A 17,609-nucleotide genomic window follows, 5' to 3' on the forward strand; every position below is an offset into this window, starting at 1 on the left:
GGTGGAGCGGGCGCGCGAGACCTACGGCCTGGCGCGCGACGAGGGGCTGGGGCGGGTCTCGGCGGGGCTGGCGGCGCTCCGCGCGGCGGCGGAGCGGGATCGCGGGCGGGACGGGGACGGCAAGGACCGGGACGACATCCGCGCGCGCTTGGGGCGGGTGCTGGAGCGCGGGGCGGGCGTGCGGGAGCGCGACGGGGCCGAGCGGGACGGCGGACCCTCGGAGGACGCGGTACGGAGCCGGGCGGACATCCGCGATCGACTCGCCGCGGCGCTGGATCGGGCGCGGCCGGTGGGGCCGGATGCGGTCCAGGAGCGCCAAGCAAAGGAGGTCCGGGAGGTCGAGCGCGAACGGGAACGCGAGGCGCTGCGGGCGCGGACGCGGGGGTTGGACTTGGGGTGGTAGAAAGCCTCTAGTTTGACAGCTTGCGATGATTAAAGAGAGCTTGATTCAGCGATTTCCGCCATATCTGAACCGTAGTTTGGACATCGCGGGACAAATCGATACCTGATGATCCAATCAGCTTAGAGGCGCTCTATCAGCTATGTTGGCAGGGCAATTAAGCAGAACATTTATTAAGTGTTTGATCCCACGGTTTGGTGGTGTGATCCGTTCAACGGAACGAAGGGAAGCATATGGGACAAGTTCGTCACGGCCGCACCTCGTCCACGACGGACGCGTAGGCCAGCAGCGCGAACAGACCCGTTCCACCGAGCACGTTTCCCGCGAGCGTGGGCAAGGCCAAAGTGAACAGGCCGTCCAGGGCGCCGAGCCGGCCGGACAGGACCAAGGCCGCGATCTCGACCATGCCGGCGATCACGTGGGTGAACTCCGCGAGTGCGATGAGCCAGCCGGTGAACGCGATCAGGGCGAACTTGTGGCCTTCCGCGCCGGGCATCGTCCAGACGAGGACGGCCACGACGAAGCCCGCGCCGATGGCCTGGACGAAGGCCGTGCCGGCGTCGAGCTCGGCGTAGTGCGCGGAGACCTCGAGGATGGCCTGCCGGATCTCGGCGGGGACCAGCCCGAGACCGACGAAGGCCGTCGCCACCAGGACGCAGCCCAGCCAGTTGGCGATCGGCACGATCGCCCAGACCCGCAGCAGGCGCCGCAGCGTGGACAGCGAACGCATGGCGAGCACCGGAAGCACCGCCGTGATCGTCGATTCCGTGAAGAGCTGCAGCCGTCCGAAGATGACGACGATGAAGCCCGTCGCATAGCCGAACGACGCCACCAGCGGCGTCCATTCCGCATCGGGCAGGTAGAGATGCAGAAGGGCGAGCGTCAGCACCGAGAAGCCGATGGCGATCCCGCCGGCGATCCCCGACCAGAAGAGCGACGCCGCGGGCCGGGCGAGTTCGCCTTCGCCCTCTTCCTTGATGAGCGCGTAGATGGCGGGCGCGCGAAGGCTGAGGCGGGCGAGGACCTTGTCCTCCTCGATCTGCGTGAGATTCTGCGCTTCGTCGATATGGTGCTCGGGGCGGTGGTTCGGCTCGTCGTAGCCGTTCCGGTCTTCTTCGGCGCGCGGATCGCTCGGATCGTCGGACTGCATGGGATGTCCCGAAAGGAAGGGGGCGGGGCCGTTCTGCCTCCGCCGGCGACCCGCCGCCCGGGGCCAGGGAGGGACGACCCGAACGGACCGTCCCCCGATCGATGCCGAAGTCAGACCTGTCGACGCAGATCCGTGTCGTCCGCGTCGTCCGGCTTGCCGGCGAACGCGCCGCCACAGGCCGCGGCGAGGCCAAGAAGGGATGCCAGCGCGAGAAGCAGCGCTGTCGTCGATATCGCATCGCTGGCCGCCTGTGCGGTCTCGACCATCGTCTCCCGTGCCGCCTCGATCCCGTCTCGGGCCGAATCGACGGATGAGCGGATGCCGTCCTCGACCGATTGAACGATGCCCTCCGCTTCGTCCGGAGTGATCCCGAGACGCTGTTCCAGGACGCTCATCGCCTGCTGTCGATCGTCGTCGGAGACGATCGCATCCTCGCCGCCGACGAGCCGGTCGAACAGATCGGCGATCTCGGTACCGGCATTCGCCGGATCCTGGAGGACGTCGCCCAGCGTCGTCCGCATCTCGGCCAGTGCGGCGTCCTGCTCCTCCTGGCTGAAGACGTCACGGAAGGCCGCGACGCTCTCCTGACGGATATTCGCCTCGGTCACGCCCTTTTCGCGCAGGGTCGTCTGAAGCTCTTCGGGAAGCGCATCGAGCGAGATCGAGCCGGCCAGGTCGGACGGGTTCGGAAGCGACAGATCGTCGGGCACGATCGCCTCGCCGACATCGCCGATCGCGGTCGCGGTTCCTTCGAGAACCGACGACGCCGCGCCGAACATCGCGCCCGCGCCGGTGACGGCGGCCCAGGCCAGGAAGATCGTCGCGACCGACCAGACGGCTGTGCCGTGCAGCAGCGACGCGATCGTGCGGGGGATCCCGGCCAGACGGGCCGCGACGAAGCCACCGGCGCCGAGCGCGATGAGCTGGGTCACGATCAGGTAGAGGCCCGATCCGATCCCGAGGCCCGAACCGGGAGCGGCGTCGTATTGCGGATCGAGGATCGCGGCGCCGATACCGATGCCGAAGGTCGTGAACAGGATCATCAACGCGACCGCGACCGCGCCGCCCGCGAAGATCGCGCCCCAAGAGACGCGGGCAACCGTGCCCGCCATATTATCGGACGGTGCTGTCCGGGTCGGATAGATCGTTGCCATGCTGGATTGTCCTGCCTTCGATTGCGATGCGGATATGCCTGCACGAACGTCTGGATCCGGGGAGGGTCTCACGCCGTCTTTCGACTGCCGCTATGCAGGAATGATCCGCGCCGCTCGGATGACGTCGACGCGCGCCGGGAGATCGGCACGGGACGTCGAACCGGCATCACGCGATGGCCCTTCAGGTGCCTCGCGCATCGCTGCGTCAGACCGGCACGAGCGCCGCGGTGAGGCTGACCGGGTTGTGCAGGCTGTTGGCGACCGGTGACCAGATCAGCACGTGATCGAGCAGGGATTGGAGAACGGGTCCGGGCGCATCGGACGCGATATGGGCTGCGATCGAGATGTCCTCGAACCCGATCGGCGCGACCGCGAGGTCTCCGGCCCCCCAGATGCCCCCGAAATGTATCTCGGCACTCAGGACGAGTTCGAGTTTCGTGATGGGGATCGAACGTGCGACCGCGTTTGCATGAATCCCGATCACGAGGCAGGAGCCGAGGGCGGCAAGCAGGAGTTCGGACGGCGAGGGCGAGGTCTCCTCGTCGAGCAGCCCCGTCTGGGGGCCGTTCCAGTTTCCGAAGGGTGCGAGATCACGGACATGATGCTCCTGTCGGAAGCCGCCACGTGCGATCGTGCGGCATTCGAGCATGCGCATGGTGTCCTTGCCGCTTCGCGCGAGCGCCGTCAGGTCGGTCGTGGCGATCGGTTCGAGCGCATTCGGGTCCGACGATGTCATGGGAGTATCCAGTTCGAGTTGCGATGGGAACTTTCCACCGCGGGCAACGTCCAGGACGACCTAAGCCGGTACGGCGCCGGACCCACATCCTTTTTCGGTTGCGGCCCAAGCAGAATCGCGCAGGACATATCTTCATGATCGACTGGGACGATCTGCGCTTCTTCCTCGCCGTGGCGCGGCACGGCAGCCTGACCGCCGCCGCGAAGGAACTGGCGGTCGCGCAGTCGACGGTCGGCCGACGGCTCGCGAACCTCGAAGGCCGCCTCGGTGTACGCCTTCTCCATCGCACGCCCGATGGGTACGTCCTGACCCTTGCGGGGGAGAGCGTTCGCACGCAGGCGCGACGGGTGGAGGCGGAGACGCTGGCGCTGGTGCGCAATGTCGGAGGCCGCGATGCCCGCCTCGAGGGGGTCGTTCGGGTCACCTGTGCGGAGACGCTGGCCGCGCATGTCCTGGCGCCCTGTTTCGCGGAGTTGCAGCTTCGCCACCCCGACATCCTCGTCGAGCTAATTCCCGATCCTCGCGAGCTCAGCCTGTCCATGCGGGAGGCGGACATCGCGATCCGTCTGACCCGACCGGTCCAGAACGATCTCGTGACCCGACGGATCGGGCATCTGGGCTTCGGTCTCTTCGCCAGTGCGGACTATCTCGCGCGGTACGGCATGCCGGACACGAACGACGGATGCCCGGGCCATCGCTACCTCGTCCTGGTCGACGACGTCTCGAGCCCGGACCAATCCCTCTGGCTCGAGGACCTCACCCGGAACGCGCGGCTCGGCTTGCAGACGACGAGCCACGAGGCTCTCCAGCAGGCCGCACGTTGTGGTGCGGGCCTGACCTCGCTCGCGCGGTTCCGCGCGGATGGCGATCCGATGCTGCGGCGGGTGGCAAGCCCGGTGCCGGCCCCGGGTCCCGACATCTACCTCGTCGTCCACAAGGACAATCGGGGCACGCCCCGCGTCCGGGCGGTCCTCAACGCCATCGTGACGCGCGTGAAGAGCCTTCGATCCGCGCTCGATCCGACGGAGGATGCGGACGGGTCGGACTGAACCGCGCCGCCGGCACCGCGACGGCTTTCGTCGCCGATGCGGCACGCGCGCCATGCATCGCCGCATAGCGGGTCCGCGACATCGTCGCGCTCCGATTTCGCCCGTCCAGCCGTTGGCCCGGCGACACCCGGATGCAGGACGGGTCTGTCCGCGAAGGCAGACGGCGTCCCGCAATTATCCGACGGAACAACGAACGCTGCGCAAGGGGCCCCGACGCATGACACGAGACGATTCCGCCTCCAGGGCCGCCGGCAGGCCCGACATCCTCGAAGTCGTCGAGGAGCGCCTTGCATCGGGCAAGCGACGGATCGTGACCGGCCGGGTGCGGGTCGGCACGCATACCGACACGATCGACGAGACCATACACGAGGATCTCGAGACGACGCATGCCGAGATCGAGCGTGTGCCGATCGACCGGATCCTGGCGCCCGAGGAGCGCCCGCCGGTCCCACGGCTCGAAGGCGCGGTGACGATCATACCCGTCTTCGAGGAAGTCCTCGTCGTGGAGCGGCGGCTGAACCTCAAGGAGGAGATCCGCGTGACCACGCAGGCAAGCGTCGAGACGATCGAGGAAACCGTCACCCTGCGCCGCCAGAAGGCTGTCGTCGAACGGCTGCCCGGGCAGACGGACACCCCCCCTGACACCACCGAAACGGAGTAACTTCGAATGGAAACGCATATGAACGACGTCCAAACCATCACGGCCTTCTTCGACGACCGTCACGCCGCCGACACGGCCGCCAGTCGGATCGAGGATGCCGGCATTCCCCGGTCGAACATCAGCCTCGTGGAGGGCACCGATCCGAGCGCGTCAGGCCACGCGGACGGGTCCGGCGAGGAAGGGTTCATGGCGTCGCTGAAGGAGCTGTTCGCCGGTCCCGACGACGACCACGACACCTATGCCGAAGGGTTGCGACGGGGCGGGTACCTCCTGTCCGTGAGCGTATCGGGGGCGCAGCAGGACAAGGTCGTGGAGATCCTCGATCGCGACGGGACCGTCGATCTCGACGCGCGCAGCGAGTCCTGGCGTGCGGAAGGCTGGGCCGGGGGTCCTGCGACATCGACGGCAGGGTCCACATCGTCTGCGGACGACGGCACCATCGACGTGGTCGAGGAAGAGATGCGTGTCGGGAAGCGGAGCGTCACGGGTGGACGGGTGCGCGTACGGAGCCACACGGTCTCCGAGGACGTATCCGAGGATGTGACGCTGAGATCGGAACATATCGACATCGATCGCCGGCCCGTCGATCGCGAGCTGTCTGCCGACGCTGCGAATGCAGTCTTCGAAGACCGGACCATCGAGGTCGAGGAGAGTTCCGAGGAAGCGGTCGTCGAGAAGACCGCGCATGTCGTCGAGGAAATCGGCATCGACAAGACGGTCGAGGACCACACCGAAACCGTCTCCGACACCGTGCGTCATACCGAGGTCGAGATCGACGACGCGCGCCGGGATGGCGCGGTCCGAAAGCCGACGGGCGCCTGATGCCCCTCGGGGCTTTATCCCTCCGCGGCCCGTGATGAACAGCTCGGCGCGCGTCGCTTCGCGCGCCGACCTCCGAAGGAACCGTCCTTGACCGATCGACCTGTGCCCAAGACGACACTAGACCACGCGACCGATCCTGCGCGCGACTGGGTCCGCATCCTGGCCCGGTACCGGACCGCCCGCAGCGCCCGGAGCGCGTTCGAGTTGTCCGTGACCGTCGTGCCGCTCGTGGTCCTGTGGGTCCTCGCGGTTCTGGCGAGCGCAGTCCATCCGCTGCTCGCGATCGCATTGTCCCTGTCGAACGCGCTCTTTCTCGTGCGGCTGTTCGCCATTCAGCACGATTGCGGTCACGGGGCCTTCTTCGCCGACCGCCGGGTCAACGATTGGGTCGGGCGATGTCTGGGCGTCGTGACGCTGACACCCTATGCCGTCTGGCGCAGGTCGCATTCGGTCCACCATTCGGCCACGGGCAATCTCGAGCGTCGGGGCATCGGCGACGTCCATACCCTGACCGTACGAGAATACTGCGCCCTGAGCCCGCGGGGCCGGCTCGGATATCGTGCCTACCGAAATCCGCTCGTCATGCTCGGCCTGTTCCCGACCTACCTCTTCTGGATACAGAACCGCTTCCCGGCCACGCTCACCGAGCAGGGATGGCGGCCGTGGGCGAGCGCGATGGGGACGAACCTCGCTCTCTTCACGCTGCTCGCATCGGCCGTGGCCGCCTTCGGCTGGACGACGGTCCTGATGGCCTTCGGGCCGACCACGATCGCGGCCGCGACCATCGGAATGTGGCTCTTCTATATCCAGCACCAGTTCGAGGAGACGAGTTGGGACAGGACCGACGACTGGCGGATCCACGATGCAGCGCTCCATGGCAGCTCGCATTACGACCTGCCGCCGGTCCTCGGCTGGCTGACCGCGAATATCGGTATCCATCACGTCCATCACCTGCACGCCCGGATACCCTTTTACCGCTTGCCCGAGGTGCTCGACGACCACCCCGCCTTGGCAGACATTCGTCGGATCTCATTCACAGAAAGTATCGGATGCCTGCGTCTGAAGCTCTGGGACGAGCGCACGCGCCGACTCGTTCCCTTCGACGCCGTGACCCATGCCGACTTCCGGAGCGCGCGTTCGGGATCGGACGCGACAATGGCATGATGGGCCTATGGACGGGGGGATGACGATGTTCTTCGACACCTGGTACGATCTGTTGCGGATCGTGATCGTCGGCACGCTTGCCTACACGACGTTGGTGGTCTTGCTCCGGACGTCCGGAAAGCGGACCCTTGCAAAGATGAACGCCTTCGATCTCGTCGTAACCGTCGCGTTCGGTTCGACCTTCGCCTCCGCGATCCTCAGCAGCGATGTGTCCATCGCCGAGGCGGCTACCGCCTTCGCCCTTCTTTGCGGACTGCAATTCGGCGTGGCCACGCTCTCGGTTCGCTCGGAAAGGTTCCAGAATCTCGTCAAGTCCGAGCCGAGCCTGTTGTTCTATCGGGGTCAGTTCCTCAAGCCGGCGATCAGTTCGCAACGCGTCACGAAGGAGGAAATCCTCGCGGCCATGCGCGGATCCGGCGTGGCGCGTCCGGCGGATGTCGATGCCGTCGTCCTCGAGACCGACGGGTCGTTCAGCGTCGTGTCGGGCGCCACCGACGAGCCGATCGCCTCTCTGCGCTATGTCGAGAACGTTCCTCGGACGGATTGACCCGGACAAGACGCGGGAGACCTGCATGCTCGATTGGATCACGACCCATTCGACCGCGATCCAGACCATGACGGGGATCGTGACGGCTCTGATCTGGGTGGCATATCTTCAGTTGATCGTTGCGGGCATCGTCCGGCATCGCCGGCCCCAACTGACGATCAACCGGGGCGGGGGACAGGGCTTCGATGCTCATATCCTGCTGAGCAATCTCGGAAGCGAACCGGTCTATGTCGCGAACGTCGTTCTCTCGATCCATGACGAAGGCGGGGTGAGGGACGTCTTCATCACCGACCGGAACGAGAGCGACCGCGCAAGTCCCCACGGCGACCTGACGGGGACCCTGCAAGGCCCTCTGGATGCGGGCGCCTACAGGGACATCGGGACCATCACCGGGATCTTCGGCCGGCTGTCGGCCGATGCGGCCGCACGGGACACGGCCGATATCCGGAAGCTCGGCTTCACCGTCCTGGGCTTTTCGCGGGCGGCGACAGGCGCGCGCAAAACCTACGAGATTATCGTCGATGCCGGCGGTGTGACGCGGTTGCGACCAGTCGGGGACGGGACGCAACGGCTGTCGGCGCGGGCCTGCCGCACCCTCGCCGCGCGCTTCGGCTCGGACGTGTGACCCACGCAACGACCCTTTCGGATCGGCTTCGGATATCGTGGACTTGCATGGAAGCGGATCAGCCGCCTCTATTCCAAAGAGTCCGCACGATCAAAGACGCACCCCGCCGCAGATGCGCCGAGACTACGACCTTGTGGTCGTACTGGTGGCCCGAGGCGTTTGGTCTGCGGGCCCCGCAACCATCGTCGGAGATGTGGCCTTCCGGGACGTCGCTCCTGTCGGGACGCCGGGCGCGGCGTTCGGTGCGACGGTCCTGACGCGGGACGTCTTCTGCGCGCCCGTGTCTCCGGATCGATCTGCGCCGGCAGTTTGTCCTGCCACTCTGGAGGGGTTCGATCCGAAGGTCAGCCAAGCCAGCCCGGCGCCGATCAGGGCAAGGGCGATCGGATTGGCCTTTGCGTTGCGGACCAGGGCTTCGGCGTGGCGACGACCGTCGCCACGCATGTAGCTGAATGCGGTGTCGACGAGGGCCTCGGGGCTGAAGCGTGCTTCGAGTGCGTCGATCGATCCGGACAGATCGGCCCGGGCCGCAGCCACGTCGTGCTCGGCCTCTGCAGCGGATTTCTGATGTTCGTCTTCGGTCATGATGAATGTCTCCTGTCTTGAATCGAGAGTGAGGCGCTCAGAGCTGTTCACGGGCCAGATCGCCATCTTTCCTGACCTGGCGAACGCTGCGCTCGGGAACGAGGTTGTCGCTCGCGAACTTGCTCAGGCCGTTGCGCAGGAGAAGACCGCCGATCACGGCAAAGATCACGCCGACGAGAAGCGCCGCCAAACCTTCGTAGGTGGGCAGCGTCCGGGCCGCGTCGAAGGCCGCGTCGATGTGGCTGTTCACGGCGGTCACGATCTGGACAGCATTGTCGTCGAGCCCGTCGAGCCCGACCGCGTCCGACGGGTCGTCAGCGAACAATCCGACGAGAAGCCGGGCCACGCCGCTTACCAGAGCGCTCAAAAGGATTCCGAGCGATACGATCAGCAGGACCGTACCGCCGATAAGTTCGCCGATCCCGGCCTTGAGTTGCCCCAGCTTCTCGCCCATCTCGGATTTCGCAAGGCGGATTTGCTGCTGAAGCAAATTGGATGAATGCCGAAAGACGTCGCCAGCAAGCCCGGCGGAAGATCTCGGCGAAGATGCGGCTTTGTCGTCCGATCTGGAATCGTTAATCGTTGGCATGGTATTTTCCATTGGGCGGTTGGTGAAACGGATCTTGGAGAGACCGATAAAGCGGATCGTCTCCCGTTGAATTCGCGACGGGGCGCAAAAGCACCATTCGAAAACGAATAGCCGGTTCGCGCATTTGCCCTGTCCGGAATTGGGAACGGCGCGCACTCACGGCCCGTTCGATAGCACCAATAGCGAAATCACAAAACTGGACGCGATCGTATGAAATCGACCTTTTCCGCTCTTCTGATCGGCACCGCCTTGACCGTACCCTTCGCGGCTCACGCTCAGACCAGGTCGGTCGAGACGGCCTGCGCGGATCTTCAGGCCGTCGTTGCCAACGGTCTTCCAGATGGCGTCGAGGCCGGGACCATTTCGCAGCTGATCGAGTCGGGAGACGGAGAAGCCTGTCTCGTCGAGATGACCCGCCTGACGCAGTCCGATACCGGTGCGACGGTCGCCGACACGGCACAAACGACATTGCGCCTGCAGGACGAAGTCACCATTCAGGGCCGTGTTCTGCTCGATCAGTCGCCGCCGCGCGTCAACGTGGAATCGGGTGCGGCCGAAGTGCAGATCGATCCCGGCAATCCGTCGGTCACCGTCGCGGAGCAGCAGGCCGAGATCCTCGTGCGTCAAGCTCCGACCAACGTTACGATCGACATGCCGTCCCCGACGATCCGCATCGAGCAGCCGGCACCGGAAATCGTCATCACGATGCCCGATCCGAACGTGACGGTCGGGGCGGCCCAGCCGCAGGTCCGTGTCGTGCAGGCCGATCCGCGGGTGACCGTGACGCAGGCCCCGCCGGCCGTCGACCTCGAGCTTCAGCGTGTCGAAGACGGCGGTGAAGGCGGGTTCGAGGTAACCGACAGTCGCAGCGGTCAGGCCTACCAGCCCGGAATGGCGCCCGAGGCGATCACGTCGGAGGATGCCGAAGTCACCGTCACCTCGAGCGACCCGCAGGTCGTCATGTCCGAGGCGACCGGCGAGGCCGAAATCCGGATCGAGCGCGCCGAGCCGACAGTACGGTTCGAGCAAGCCGACCCGATTGTCGACGTGACGAGCCAGGGCGAGCCGCAGGTCGAATTCGTGCAATCCGGCGAACCGGTCGTCACGTTCGAGCAGGCCGAGGCGTCCGAAGCGTCCGATCCCCAGCCGGCCATGGCGGTCACCGATGAGGCCGTCGAACCGCAGACACCCGGGATGGTCGCGACGGACGCCGATCCCGAGGTTCCGGCCGTGATGACGGACACGTCCCAATCAGAACCCGCTGCTGCATCACGTGGACCGGTCATCGAACGCGCGGGCTATGAGCCCGTGCAGACCGATGAGTTCGAAGCGGACAGCCTCACCGGCTCCAGTCTCTACGGGTCCAACGACGAGAACATCGGCGAAGTAAGTGACCTCGTCATGAACGATGCCGGCACGGTCGATGGCGTCCTGGTCGAGGTCGGCGGCTTTCTCGGTCTTGGAGAGAAGGAAGTCGAGATACCCTTCGATCGCCTGACGATCCTTCGCTCGGAGGCCGGCGATATTCGCGCCTACATCGAAGCGACGGAAGACGAACTCGAATCGATGCCCTCCGCGCAATAAGGCTGGCTTGGGTTGCGTAATGGGTCGTCCTGGAATGGGCGGCCCATTTCGCTTTCTGCGCCACGCGCAGAGGCCTCGATCGACGCGCATGGTCCTTGAACGACAAGTTGGCTCAACCGCCAGAATACATAGTTATCATACAGGCTGACATCCTTGCCGAATGGTGCTTCGACTGCCTTGCCATGCATTGGTGTCGTGGCCACTGTGTTCGGATTGGGTTCGCCCCGATGTTTATGACGAATATCGGCGCCCTGATCGGATCGGGGCATGTTGGCGCCATCCGGTCGCATTCCAGGGATGGAAGACTTATGTAGGATCTATCGGCAGCCACGATTCCGGGGCGTTGCCGACCGAGAGACGTCGCGTGCTCCCGCCTCCCAGCAGGAGCAGGACCGTGCCCCGATACTTCTTCAACGTGCACGACGGCAGCTCGATCCTCGACGAGGACGGCACCGATCTTCCCGACATCTACGCCGCCCAGGCGCAGGCGATCCGGACCAGCGGGGAGATCCTGCGCGACCTGGGTGCGCGGTTCTGGGATGGGGCAGAATGGCGGGTGGAGGTCAGCGACGCGCGGGGCACGATCCTGTTCGTCCTGCGCTTCTCGGCCGAGGAGCGGCTTGAGGCGGCGGACGAAGCACCCGATCCCCCGCCGGGGTCTGGCAGTCCTGCCAAGGAGTGAGGGCCGGACCTAGCGGCACGGCTCCTTCTTTCCGTTGCTCTCGCTCAGATGCAGATAGTTGACGTCGAAGCCGCTGAACGCCATCAGCTTGTCCACGTCCAGGATCACGAGCTGCTTGCCTTTCAGCGTGATCGACCCCTCGGCGCGCAGGCGCTGCAGGACCCGGTTCACGTGGATGTGGGTCAGACCCACCGTGTCGGCGAGCTCTGCCTGAGTGATCGGCAGTTCGTAGGCGCCATCGGTTGCAAGACCCACGGTTCGCAACCGCATCAGAAGCTCGCAGAGCAGATGGGCAATGCGTTCGTCGGCCCCGCGGGCGCCGACACCGACCAGCCATTCGCGCAGCACGGCCTCGTCGACCAGAGACGCCCACCAGAGCGCCCGCGCGATGGCCGGACGCTCGGTCAGTTCCAGGACCCTGTGGCGGGGGATGGCGACGGCCCGGCAGGGCGACAGCGTGGCGATCGAGTGATCCATCGCTCTCAGGATGAAGACGTGCAGATCGCAGAAATCGCCGGGGATCAGGTAGGCGGTGATCTGGCGGCGGCCGTTCGGAAGCAGCTTGTAGCGGCAGGCGAAGCCTTCGAGGATGAGTTGCACGTCACGGGGATCGTCGCCTTCACGGATGAGATCCTCACGCGGCCCGACATCCCGAGGGTTCCGGCAGATATCGTCGATCAGCCGCCGGTCGGCCTCGGGCAGCGGCGCGAACGCCTCGAGCTTGCGGGTGAGCGGGTTCGCCATGAGCGGTCCTTCATCTTATCGTAACTGGAGCGAACGCCGGTCGCCTCTGAAGTCAGGGTGGGTGCCTGCAGGATCGAAGGCAGCACATTTCGATCCGAGAAGTAAACCTAGGTTAACGACATGGGACGCGGGGCGTCCGACGACGGAGCGGTGAACGAGCGATCTAATCGATGACAGGACATCCCTTGAGCGATACCGACGATCCCCGCCGGATCACCGAGGCCGCTGGAAAGGCAGCGGGGCGAAGCAGTCTCACGAACGATGTGGCATCCGCCGCACTCTCTCGGCACCGCGCGGGTTCCTCCCTCCTCGCCGGGGTGCCGAGAGACCCCTTCCAGTTCGACCTGCCTGGCCATGTCCGTTCCCTCTGGTTGCTGGATTTCCAGCTTCAGCCGATTGGTATACGGCGATCGATCGTCCGCGGGGCATGCCGCGCCGCCTGTTCCTCTCTGGAATCCGATGTCTGCCGCTGACGCGCGGGTCGCGCGCGATCTTCGTTGCATCGCGGAGATGCCCGAAGTGCCGCTCATCCTCGAAATCTGCCGTAAGGCGTCGGGCATGCCGTTCGTCGCCATCGCCCGCGCCGCAGAGGGCGCCGATGGCCGCTGGATCACCTGCGCCGCGGACGATGCGCTCGGCCTCGGCACGATGCCCGGCGACGAGCTGCAGATCGCGTCCGTCCTCCACCGTCTTGCGCGGAACGATCGCGGTCTCGTCATGGTCGGCGGCAGATGTCATCCGCGGCGCATCCCGGCCACGCCGCACGACGACTTCGGCAGCCACGTCGTCGTGCCGATCACGCGCCTGGACGGGACCGCCTTCGGCATGCTCTGCGCCCTCGATCCGATACGCCGGTTCACGCGATCGGACGTGCGGGGACTGTTCGAGACCCTGGCCAGGCTCGTCGCCGTCGGGCTCGACGTCCGCGCGAAGCTCGAGGCCGACCGCGTGGCGCTCGACGCGGAGCGCGACACCGGACGGCTACGCGAGGAGTTCATCGCCGTCGTCGGCCATGACCTGCGCAACCCCGTCGCGGCGGTCTCGGCCGGGCTCAGGATGCTCGGCCGGCGACCGACGGACGAGAAGGCGTCCCACCTTGTCGTCGAGATGCAGCGCTCGATGCTGCGGATGCAGCAGATGATCGACAACCTGCTCGATTTCGCCCGCGGCCGCCTCGGGGCCGGCATCGTGCTGGACGACATGAATTCCGTCGATCTGGAACCGGTGCTCCGCGACGTCGTGCGGGAGGTCGAGCGGCTGTCGGACCAGCCCGTCGAGGTCGCGATCGATCTGCTCAGACCGATCCGGTGCGATCCGCAGCGGATCGGCCAGCTCTTGTCGAACCTCCTGGGCAACGCCGTGACCCACGGCACTCCGGCCAAAATCATCCGCGTCCGGGCGAGCGACGAGGACGGCCAGTTCCGGCTTGCGGTGACCAACCGCGGCGCGCCGATCCCCGAGGGCGTCCGTCCCCACCTCTTCCTGCCGTTCTCGCGGGGCGGCGGGACCGGCAAGGCCAGCCTGCAAGGCTTGGGACTGGGCCTCTACATCGCCTCCGAAATCGCCCGGGCCCATGACGGGCGGCTCGACGTCGAGTCCGGCGGAGAGGAGACGACCTTCACCCTGACCATGCCGGCGGCGCACGACTGAGTCCGGGATCCGCCCCACATCCGGCGTCCTCTGCCGGACGAAGACGGATGTCGTCGTTCGGTCGCAATTTCGAGACTGCGGCGGTTGGGTTGGGTGCACCCCTGCGGGACCACTGAGTGAAACGCCCCGACTGTTCCCACAGAGTTCTCTCCAACCATTGAGACGCAACCTAACGCGGGTTTTAGATCTTACCGATATAGATATTTTCCTAAAACGGTCGTTTTATGCCCCAATTGCCTGTCCCACGCGCAATCAGCGGCTCAACAAGGACAAAACTCTTTGCCCAAAACCTTCCAAGTACTGGGACGTTTATGGAACTATGAAAGCATGATCTTTGGAAATGCCCGCGTCTCCACAGACGACTAGGATCCTCGATGCACAGACCGATGCCCTGACAGCCGCAGGCGCGGAGCGTATCTTCGCAGACAAGATCAGCGGTTCGACCAGGAAGCGTCTGCAGCTCAACCAGCTCCTCGATCAACTCCGGCAGGGCGACGTGATCATCCTCACGAAGTACGACCGCCTTGCACGGTCGCTGCGTGACCTTCTCGACATCGTGGAGGCCATAAAGGAGCGCGGCGGCGGATTTCGGTCGCTGGCCGAGGATATCAACAATACCATGCCCGCAGGCCGTCTGATCTCCCAAGTGTTTACGTCCATCGCGCAATTTAGGCGCGAGACGATTTCAGAATGCACTAAGGAGGGGCTGGAGGCCGCAAAGAAGCGTGGTCGTGTAGGGGGCATCCCTTGCCCTCTCAGCCGCACAACGTGACGCGGTTCAACGTATGCGCGACGAAGAAGGTCGTCGCTTGACTGAGATTGCCTAGCTCTTCCGCGTAAGTGTTAAAACGATTGGGCGTAGATAATATCAATAGAAAGATTCTGGCTCAGAGAATGATTACAAACATTCCCTCATCGCAAGACCTAACCAGATCGGCTTTAACTTCATTCTTTGCTGCTTGGCATTCTCTCATCCAGCTTTTCCATGACTTTAATCGGACCTACGATCTGGACGATCCGCAGTGGGCTGAAGAGCTCCAAGATTACTATGAGCACTGCCAAGCTGAACTGGAAACTATTTACGCCTTGGCTGCTCAAGCAAGTGAACTGGCTCTAAAGGCTCGAATATGTGATGTAAGCCCATACCTGCTATTACTAGGCAATGGTACATCGTTCGGTGAAGCGACTGGAGATACGGATTTTTCTGAACTGCGCACGATCGATGCAGTTGATTTGCCCAATGCTGTTAACGCGATATGTTCCGAAAAGCTATCAGACAGCTTTAAGCAACGCTTCACCGAAGTCAGGAAGCTTCGAAATAAAATTGCACATCTAGGAGCCGCAGGAAAAACCTCTGATCCTAGAGACATCTTGAAGCTTCTTATCGAACAATACTGTGAGCTCTGGCCAAAATCGAAGTTCCTCAAGCTCTGGATAGAGTATATCGGATCGAGACGATATTCTTATTTTCATGACGGGAAATGGTGTTCCGCAGAGATGGAATTTTCGGAAGTTTATGAAACCTGTTTCTCACTACTGAGTAAAAGGCAGTTTGAAAAACTCGTAGGATTTAAAAAATCGCAACGACGATATATTTGTTACAAGTGCATCTATTCAGGTGGATTAAATAGACACGACATGTATTCTGATCTGTTGACTGCATATCTAACACAGGAAAACGTGCTCACGTGTCAACTATGTGATGAGTGCAGTGATGTTGATCGCAAGGCGTGTTCGCAAGATGGATGCAAAGGGAACGTTATTTCAATAGATGAGCCCTTCTCGGATCATTGTCATACCTGCGGTCAGGAACAAGATGAGTAAAGAAAACCATGATTTTCTAACATATATTATCGGAGTTAACGGCGTGATTATTTAAAGGTATTCTAATTATGACAATTGAATCATGCTATTGGAGAGAAGACATTGCCACCTTCGCAAGAAAGTTTCGACCCGTGGCTTCACCTCCACGCTGGTCGGAACGCTTGGTGGTGAACTTCGAAAAAGACGTCACTATTGCCCTCTTCATGGTAAGGAAGTTAGACGAGAGCGGAAAGTTTTCATCACGGATAAAGAAGCATCGTGCAGCGATATTCCGCAGTCGAAGTGTAAAGACAATTACTCAAATGAACTATCGTAATATAGAAGAAGTGTATGACCTAACTACAGAAGAAAAAATCTCGAAGCCAATTAGCTTTGTATGTAATCAGTTCATTCACGGGGGTGCTACATTTGCATACCGCCGAGAAGATAGGAACTGGGATGGAATTTATACATGCTCCGATTATGAGAGAGCAAAATATATTTATAGGGTTCCTTTGTCTGAGGTAGTGGCTCTCTTAGAGCTTGCGGTTATAGATTATCCGGCGAGCATAAGAATGATTTTTAATCCAGCCAAAGGAGATTATGACGTTGAGACCGACTAATAAAGAGACGCAGCGTACATTTCAATAGTCATGGATTGGTGTAAAATCAAAAGTTTTCCCTATGATGGCATATGCTCGATCAACAGCCTCTACAACATCGGTTAGCAGTCTATCTAGATCTTTGTCATAGAGCGATAGGTCCATCGTTCCTTCATGGGCGAAGGCATTTCTTCTCTCAACCAGTGCTTCTATAGATTCAAATAATGTAATCTTGCGACGGCGATATGGCTTTCTTAAGGCGGACGCAATATCTAACCGTCTATCAAGCATACGAAAATTCTCTCCAATAAAACTTGGTCTCTGAAAAGAAAAGCATTCTCCAACTGCTCGCTCTAGGGGTCGATTGGAGAAAAGAATCTGCTCAAGCTGTGTGTGGCTTAGACGTGCCTTTTTTAGAGCCGCTTCGCGTTTATCAGTGTATTTTAGAACAGCTGCAAAGGTTTCGCGGAAGTATTCTTCCCATACTGCTATTACAAAGGGTATTAGGAGATTGTTCGATAACAACCGCGGGTTCATTTCATCCAAAAAGAAAAGACCACTTGGAGTTTCCCGAGCAATGTCACCCTCCAACTTTCGCGTCATCAGATAAATTCTTGCTTTGCCTAGCGCATTGTGGAATCGCCATCTCGCCAGATAGCAACCAGACGATAGAGGAGATGGCGGAGCGTCATCAGGAACCCAGCACCTATTTCGGCCAGCATCGGTAGTGAAATGACCACCAAATAGATCACGGATTAGCTTTAAGGTTCTGTTTTGGTGTTTGAGGTCCCAGAAGCTCCTTGAGGCCCTAGAGCGCGTCCAAATCGTGATCAAACCATTCTCGCGATACACGTCCAACTCTACACCCGTCCATGATCGGTAGTCCTTGTACTCGTACCAGTAGTAACTTTTCACGCGATTAGTAATTTTAAGTCCATCCGCAGCCGCTTTATATCCGAGTAATTCGATCACGTCTAATACCCTGCGAAGCACAGTTCCGTCAGGCAACTCACTTTTGGATGTGTAACTCATCTTTTAAACATACTTTTCTTAATCGGGTGA

Annotated in this window: 20 protein-coding genes and 1 pseudogene; 14 read left to right on the forward strand and 7 right to left on the reverse strand. The window is 62.2% G+C overall.

What is annotated here, in order from left to right; genetic code table 11:
- A pseudogene (locus tag Q1A87_RS19505) lies at positions 1-403 on the forward strand (hypothetical protein); the annotation flags it as partial.
- 244 nt (positions 404-647) lie between these two features.
- Here Q1A87_RS19505 and Q1A87_RS19510 read toward each other — a convergent pair.
- The 3 genes from Q1A87_RS19510 to Q1A87_RS19520 all read right to left on the reverse strand — a co-directional run bounded on the left by Q1A87_RS19510 (position 648) and on the right by Q1A87_RS19520 (position 3,440).
- Positions 648-1,550, reverse strand: a complete 903-nt coding sequence (locus tag Q1A87_RS19510; protein WP_299655317.1) for a formate/nitrite transporter family protein — start codon at positions 1,548-1,550, stop codon at positions 648-650.
- A gap of 110 nt (positions 1,551-1,660) precedes the next feature.
- Positions 1,661-2,704, reverse strand: a complete 1,044-nt coding sequence (locus Q1A87_RS19515) for a hypothetical protein (protein WP_299655319.1) — start codon at positions 2,702-2,704, stop codon at positions 1,661-1,663.
- A gap of 205 nt (positions 2,705-2,909) precedes the next feature.
- On the reverse strand, positions 2,910-3,440 hold the full coding sequence (locus Q1A87_RS19520) for an OsmC family protein (protein WP_299655321.1): 531 nt from the start codon (positions 3,438-3,440) through the stop codon (positions 2,910-2,912).
- Positions 3,441-3,574: 134 nt separating this feature from the next.
- On the opposite strand from Q1A87_RS19520, the gene Q1A87_RS19525 reads away from it, so the two are divergent.
- The 6 genes from Q1A87_RS19525 to Q1A87_RS19550 all read left to right on the forward strand — a co-directional run bounded on the left by Q1A87_RS19525 (position 3,575) and on the right by Q1A87_RS19550 (position 8,308).
- Positions 3,575-4,489 (forward strand): LysR family transcriptional regulator, encoded by a 915-nt coding sequence (locus tag Q1A87_RS19525; protein ID WP_299655323.1) that lies wholly within the window; start codon positions 3,575-3,577, stop codon positions 4,487-4,489.
- A gap of 217 nt (positions 4,490-4,706) precedes the next feature.
- Complete coding sequence (locus Q1A87_RS19530; protein ID WP_299655325.1) at positions 4,707-5,150, forward strand: YsnF/AvaK domain-containing protein; 444 nt, start codon at positions 4,707-4,709, stop codon at positions 5,148-5,150.
- Between the two features lie 18 nt (positions 5,151-5,168).
- Positions 5,169-5,972 (forward strand): YsnF/AvaK domain-containing protein, encoded by an 804-nt coding sequence (locus Q1A87_RS19535; RefSeq protein WP_299655327.1) that lies wholly within the window; start codon positions 5,169-5,171, stop codon positions 5,970-5,972.
- An 87-nt stretch (positions 5,973-6,059) separates the two neighbouring features.
- On the forward strand, positions 6,060-7,136 hold the full coding sequence (locus Q1A87_RS19540) for a fatty acid desaturase (protein ID WP_299655329.1): 1,077 nt from the start codon (positions 6,060-6,062) through the stop codon (positions 7,134-7,136).
- A gap of 19 nt (positions 7,137-7,155) precedes the next feature.
- Entirely contained in the window at positions 7,156-7,683 is a 528-nt protein-coding gene (locus Q1A87_RS19545; RefSeq protein WP_299655331.1) for a YetF domain-containing protein, read from the forward strand.
- Between the two features lie 25 nt (positions 7,684-7,708).
- Complete coding sequence (locus tag Q1A87_RS19550) at positions 7,709-8,308, forward strand: hypothetical protein (RefSeq protein WP_299655334.1); 600 nt, start codon at positions 7,709-7,711, stop codon at positions 8,306-8,308.
- A gap of 123 nt (positions 8,309-8,431) precedes the next feature.
- On the opposite strand, the gene Q1A87_RS19555 is transcribed toward Q1A87_RS19550, so the two are convergent.
- Both Q1A87_RS19555 and Q1A87_RS19560 read right to left on the reverse strand, forming a co-directional pair.
- Complete coding sequence (locus tag Q1A87_RS19555) at positions 8,432-8,959, reverse strand: DUF3618 domain-containing protein (protein WP_299655336.1); 528 nt, start codon at positions 8,957-8,959, stop codon at positions 8,432-8,434.
- The gene (locus Q1A87_RS19560; RefSeq protein ID WP_299655338.1) at positions 8,931-9,638 is read right to left on the reverse strand and encodes a phage holin family protein; all 708 of its coding nucleotides are present in this window, start codon (positions 9,636-9,638) and stop codon (positions 8,931-8,933) included. Before Q1A87_RS19560 ends, Q1A87_RS19555 begins: the two co-directional genes overlap by 29 nt.
- 54 nt (positions 9,639-9,692) lie before the next feature.
- On the opposite strand from Q1A87_RS19560, the gene Q1A87_RS19565 reads away from it, so the two are divergent.
- Together Q1A87_RS19565 and Q1A87_RS19570 are read left to right on the forward strand one after the other, a co-directional pair.
- Positions 9,693-11,066 carry a PRC-barrel domain-containing protein gene (locus Q1A87_RS19565; RefSeq protein WP_299655340.1) on the forward strand — a complete coding sequence of 458 codons (1,374 nt, stop codon included), beginning with the start codon at positions 9,693-9,695 and terminating at the stop codon, positions 11,064-11,066.
- A 394-nt stretch (positions 11,067-11,460) separates the two neighbouring features.
- On the forward strand, positions 11,461-11,748 hold the full coding sequence (locus tag Q1A87_RS19570; RefSeq protein WP_299655343.1) for a hypothetical protein: 288 nt from the start codon (positions 11,461-11,463) through the stop codon (positions 11,746-11,748).
- Positions 11,749-11,757: 9 nt separating this feature from the next.
- Here the strand turns inward: Q1A87_RS19570 and Q1A87_RS19575 are convergent, their stop codons facing one another.
- On the reverse strand, positions 11,758-12,492 hold the full coding sequence (locus Q1A87_RS19575; protein WP_299655346.1) for a Crp/Fnr family transcriptional regulator: 735 nt from the start codon (positions 12,490-12,492) through the stop codon (positions 11,758-11,760).
- A 185-nt stretch (positions 12,493-12,677) separates the two neighbouring features.
- Between Q1A87_RS19575 and Q1A87_RS19580 the strand changes: the two genes are divergently transcribed.
- From Q1A87_RS19580 to Q1A87_RS19600, 5 genes are all read left to right on the forward strand, one after another.
- Positions 12,678-12,965, forward strand: coding sequence for a hypothetical protein (locus Q1A87_RS19580; protein ID WP_299655349.1), 288 nt, complete (start codon positions 12,678-12,680; stop codon positions 12,963-12,965).
- Positions 12,952-14,142, forward strand: a complete 1,191-nt coding sequence (locus tag Q1A87_RS19585) for a GAF domain-containing sensor histidine kinase (RefSeq protein ID WP_299655352.1) — start codon at positions 12,952-12,954, stop codon at positions 14,140-14,142. The genes Q1A87_RS19580 and Q1A87_RS19585 overlap by 14 nt, the downstream gene beginning before the upstream one ends.
- A 340-nt stretch (positions 14,143-14,482) precedes the next feature.
- Complete coding sequence (locus Q1A87_RS19590; RefSeq protein WP_299655407.1) at positions 14,483-14,914, forward strand: recombinase family protein; 432 nt, start codon at positions 14,483-14,485, stop codon at positions 14,912-14,914.
- Positions 14,915-15,036: 122 nt separating this feature from the next.
- Positions 15,037-15,966 carry a hypothetical protein gene (locus tag Q1A87_RS19595; protein ID WP_299655355.1) on the forward strand — a complete coding sequence of 310 codons (930 nt, stop codon included), beginning with the start codon at positions 15,037-15,039 and terminating at the stop codon, positions 15,964-15,966.
- 164 nt (positions 15,967-16,130) lie between these two features.
- Complete coding sequence (locus Q1A87_RS19600) at positions 16,131-16,568, forward strand: hypothetical protein (RefSeq protein ID WP_299655358.1); 438 nt, start codon at positions 16,131-16,133, stop codon at positions 16,566-16,568.
- Between the two features lie 21 nt (positions 16,569-16,589).
- On the opposite strand, the gene Q1A87_RS19605 is transcribed toward Q1A87_RS19600, so the two are convergent.
- A complete protein-coding gene (locus Q1A87_RS19605) occupies positions 16,590-17,519 on the reverse strand; it encodes a hypothetical protein (protein ID WP_299655361.1) in 930 nt (309 codons plus the stop codon).
- Positions 17,520-17,609: the final 90 nt, after the last annotated feature.

It is taken from the genome of uncultured Jannaschia sp. (genome assembly GCF_947494055.1).
Taxonomy (GTDB): Bacteria; Pseudomonadota; Alphaproteobacteria; order Rhodobacterales; family Rhodobacteraceae; genus Jannaschia.

Coding starts and splice junctions, on each gene's coding strand:
- Q1A87_RS19575 (WP_299655346.1), bottom strand. CDS start 12,492: ATGGCGAACCCGCTCACCCGCAAGCTCGAGGCGTTCGCGCCGCTGCCC.
- Q1A87_RS19555 (WP_299655336.1), bottom strand. CDS start 8,959: ATGGCGATCTGGCCCGTGAACAGCTCTGAGCGCCTCACTCTCGATTCA.
- Q1A87_RS19515 (WP_299655319.1), bottom strand. CDS start 2,704: ATGGCAACGATCTATCCGACCCGGACAGCACCGTCCGATAATATGGCG.
- Q1A87_RS19590 (WP_299655407.1), top strand. CDS start 14,483: ATGCCCGCGTCTCCACAGACGACTAGGATCCTCGATGCACAGACCGAT.
- Q1A87_RS19565 (WP_299655340.1), top strand. CDS start 9,693: ATGAAATCGACCTTTTCCGCTCTTCTGATCGGCACCGCCTTGACCGTA.
- Q1A87_RS19530 (WP_299655325.1), top strand. CDS start 4,707: ATGACACGAGACGATTCCGCCTCCAGGGCCGCCGGCAGGCCCGACATC.
- Q1A87_RS19535 (WP_299655327.1), top strand. CDS start 5,169: ATGAACGACGTCCAAACCATCACGGCCTTCTTCGACGACCGTCACGCC.
- Q1A87_RS19595 (WP_299655355.1), top strand. CDS start 15,037: ATGATTACAAACATTCCCTCATCGCAAGACCTAACCAGATCGGCTTTA.
- Q1A87_RS19510 (WP_299655317.1), bottom strand. CDS start 1,550: ATGCAGTCCGACGATCCGAGCGATCCGCGCGCCGAAGAAGACCGGAAC.
- Q1A87_RS19550 (WP_299655334.1), top strand. CDS start 7,709: ATGCTCGATTGGATCACGACCCATTCGACCGCGATCCAGACCATGACG.
- Q1A87_RS19545 (WP_299655331.1), top strand. CDS start 7,156: ATGACGATGTTCTTCGACACCTGGTACGATCTGTTGCGGATCGTGATC.
- Q1A87_RS19520 (WP_299655321.1), bottom strand. CDS start 3,440: ATGACATCGTCGGACCCGAATGCGCTCGAACCGATCGCCACGACCGAC.
- Q1A87_RS19525 (WP_299655323.1), top strand. CDS start 3,575: ATGATCGACTGGGACGATCTGCGCTTCTTCCTCGCCGTGGCGCGGCAC.
- Q1A87_RS19585 (WP_299655352.1), top strand. CDS start 12,952: ATGTCTGCCGCTGACGCGCGGGTCGCGCGCGATCTTCGTTGCATCGCG.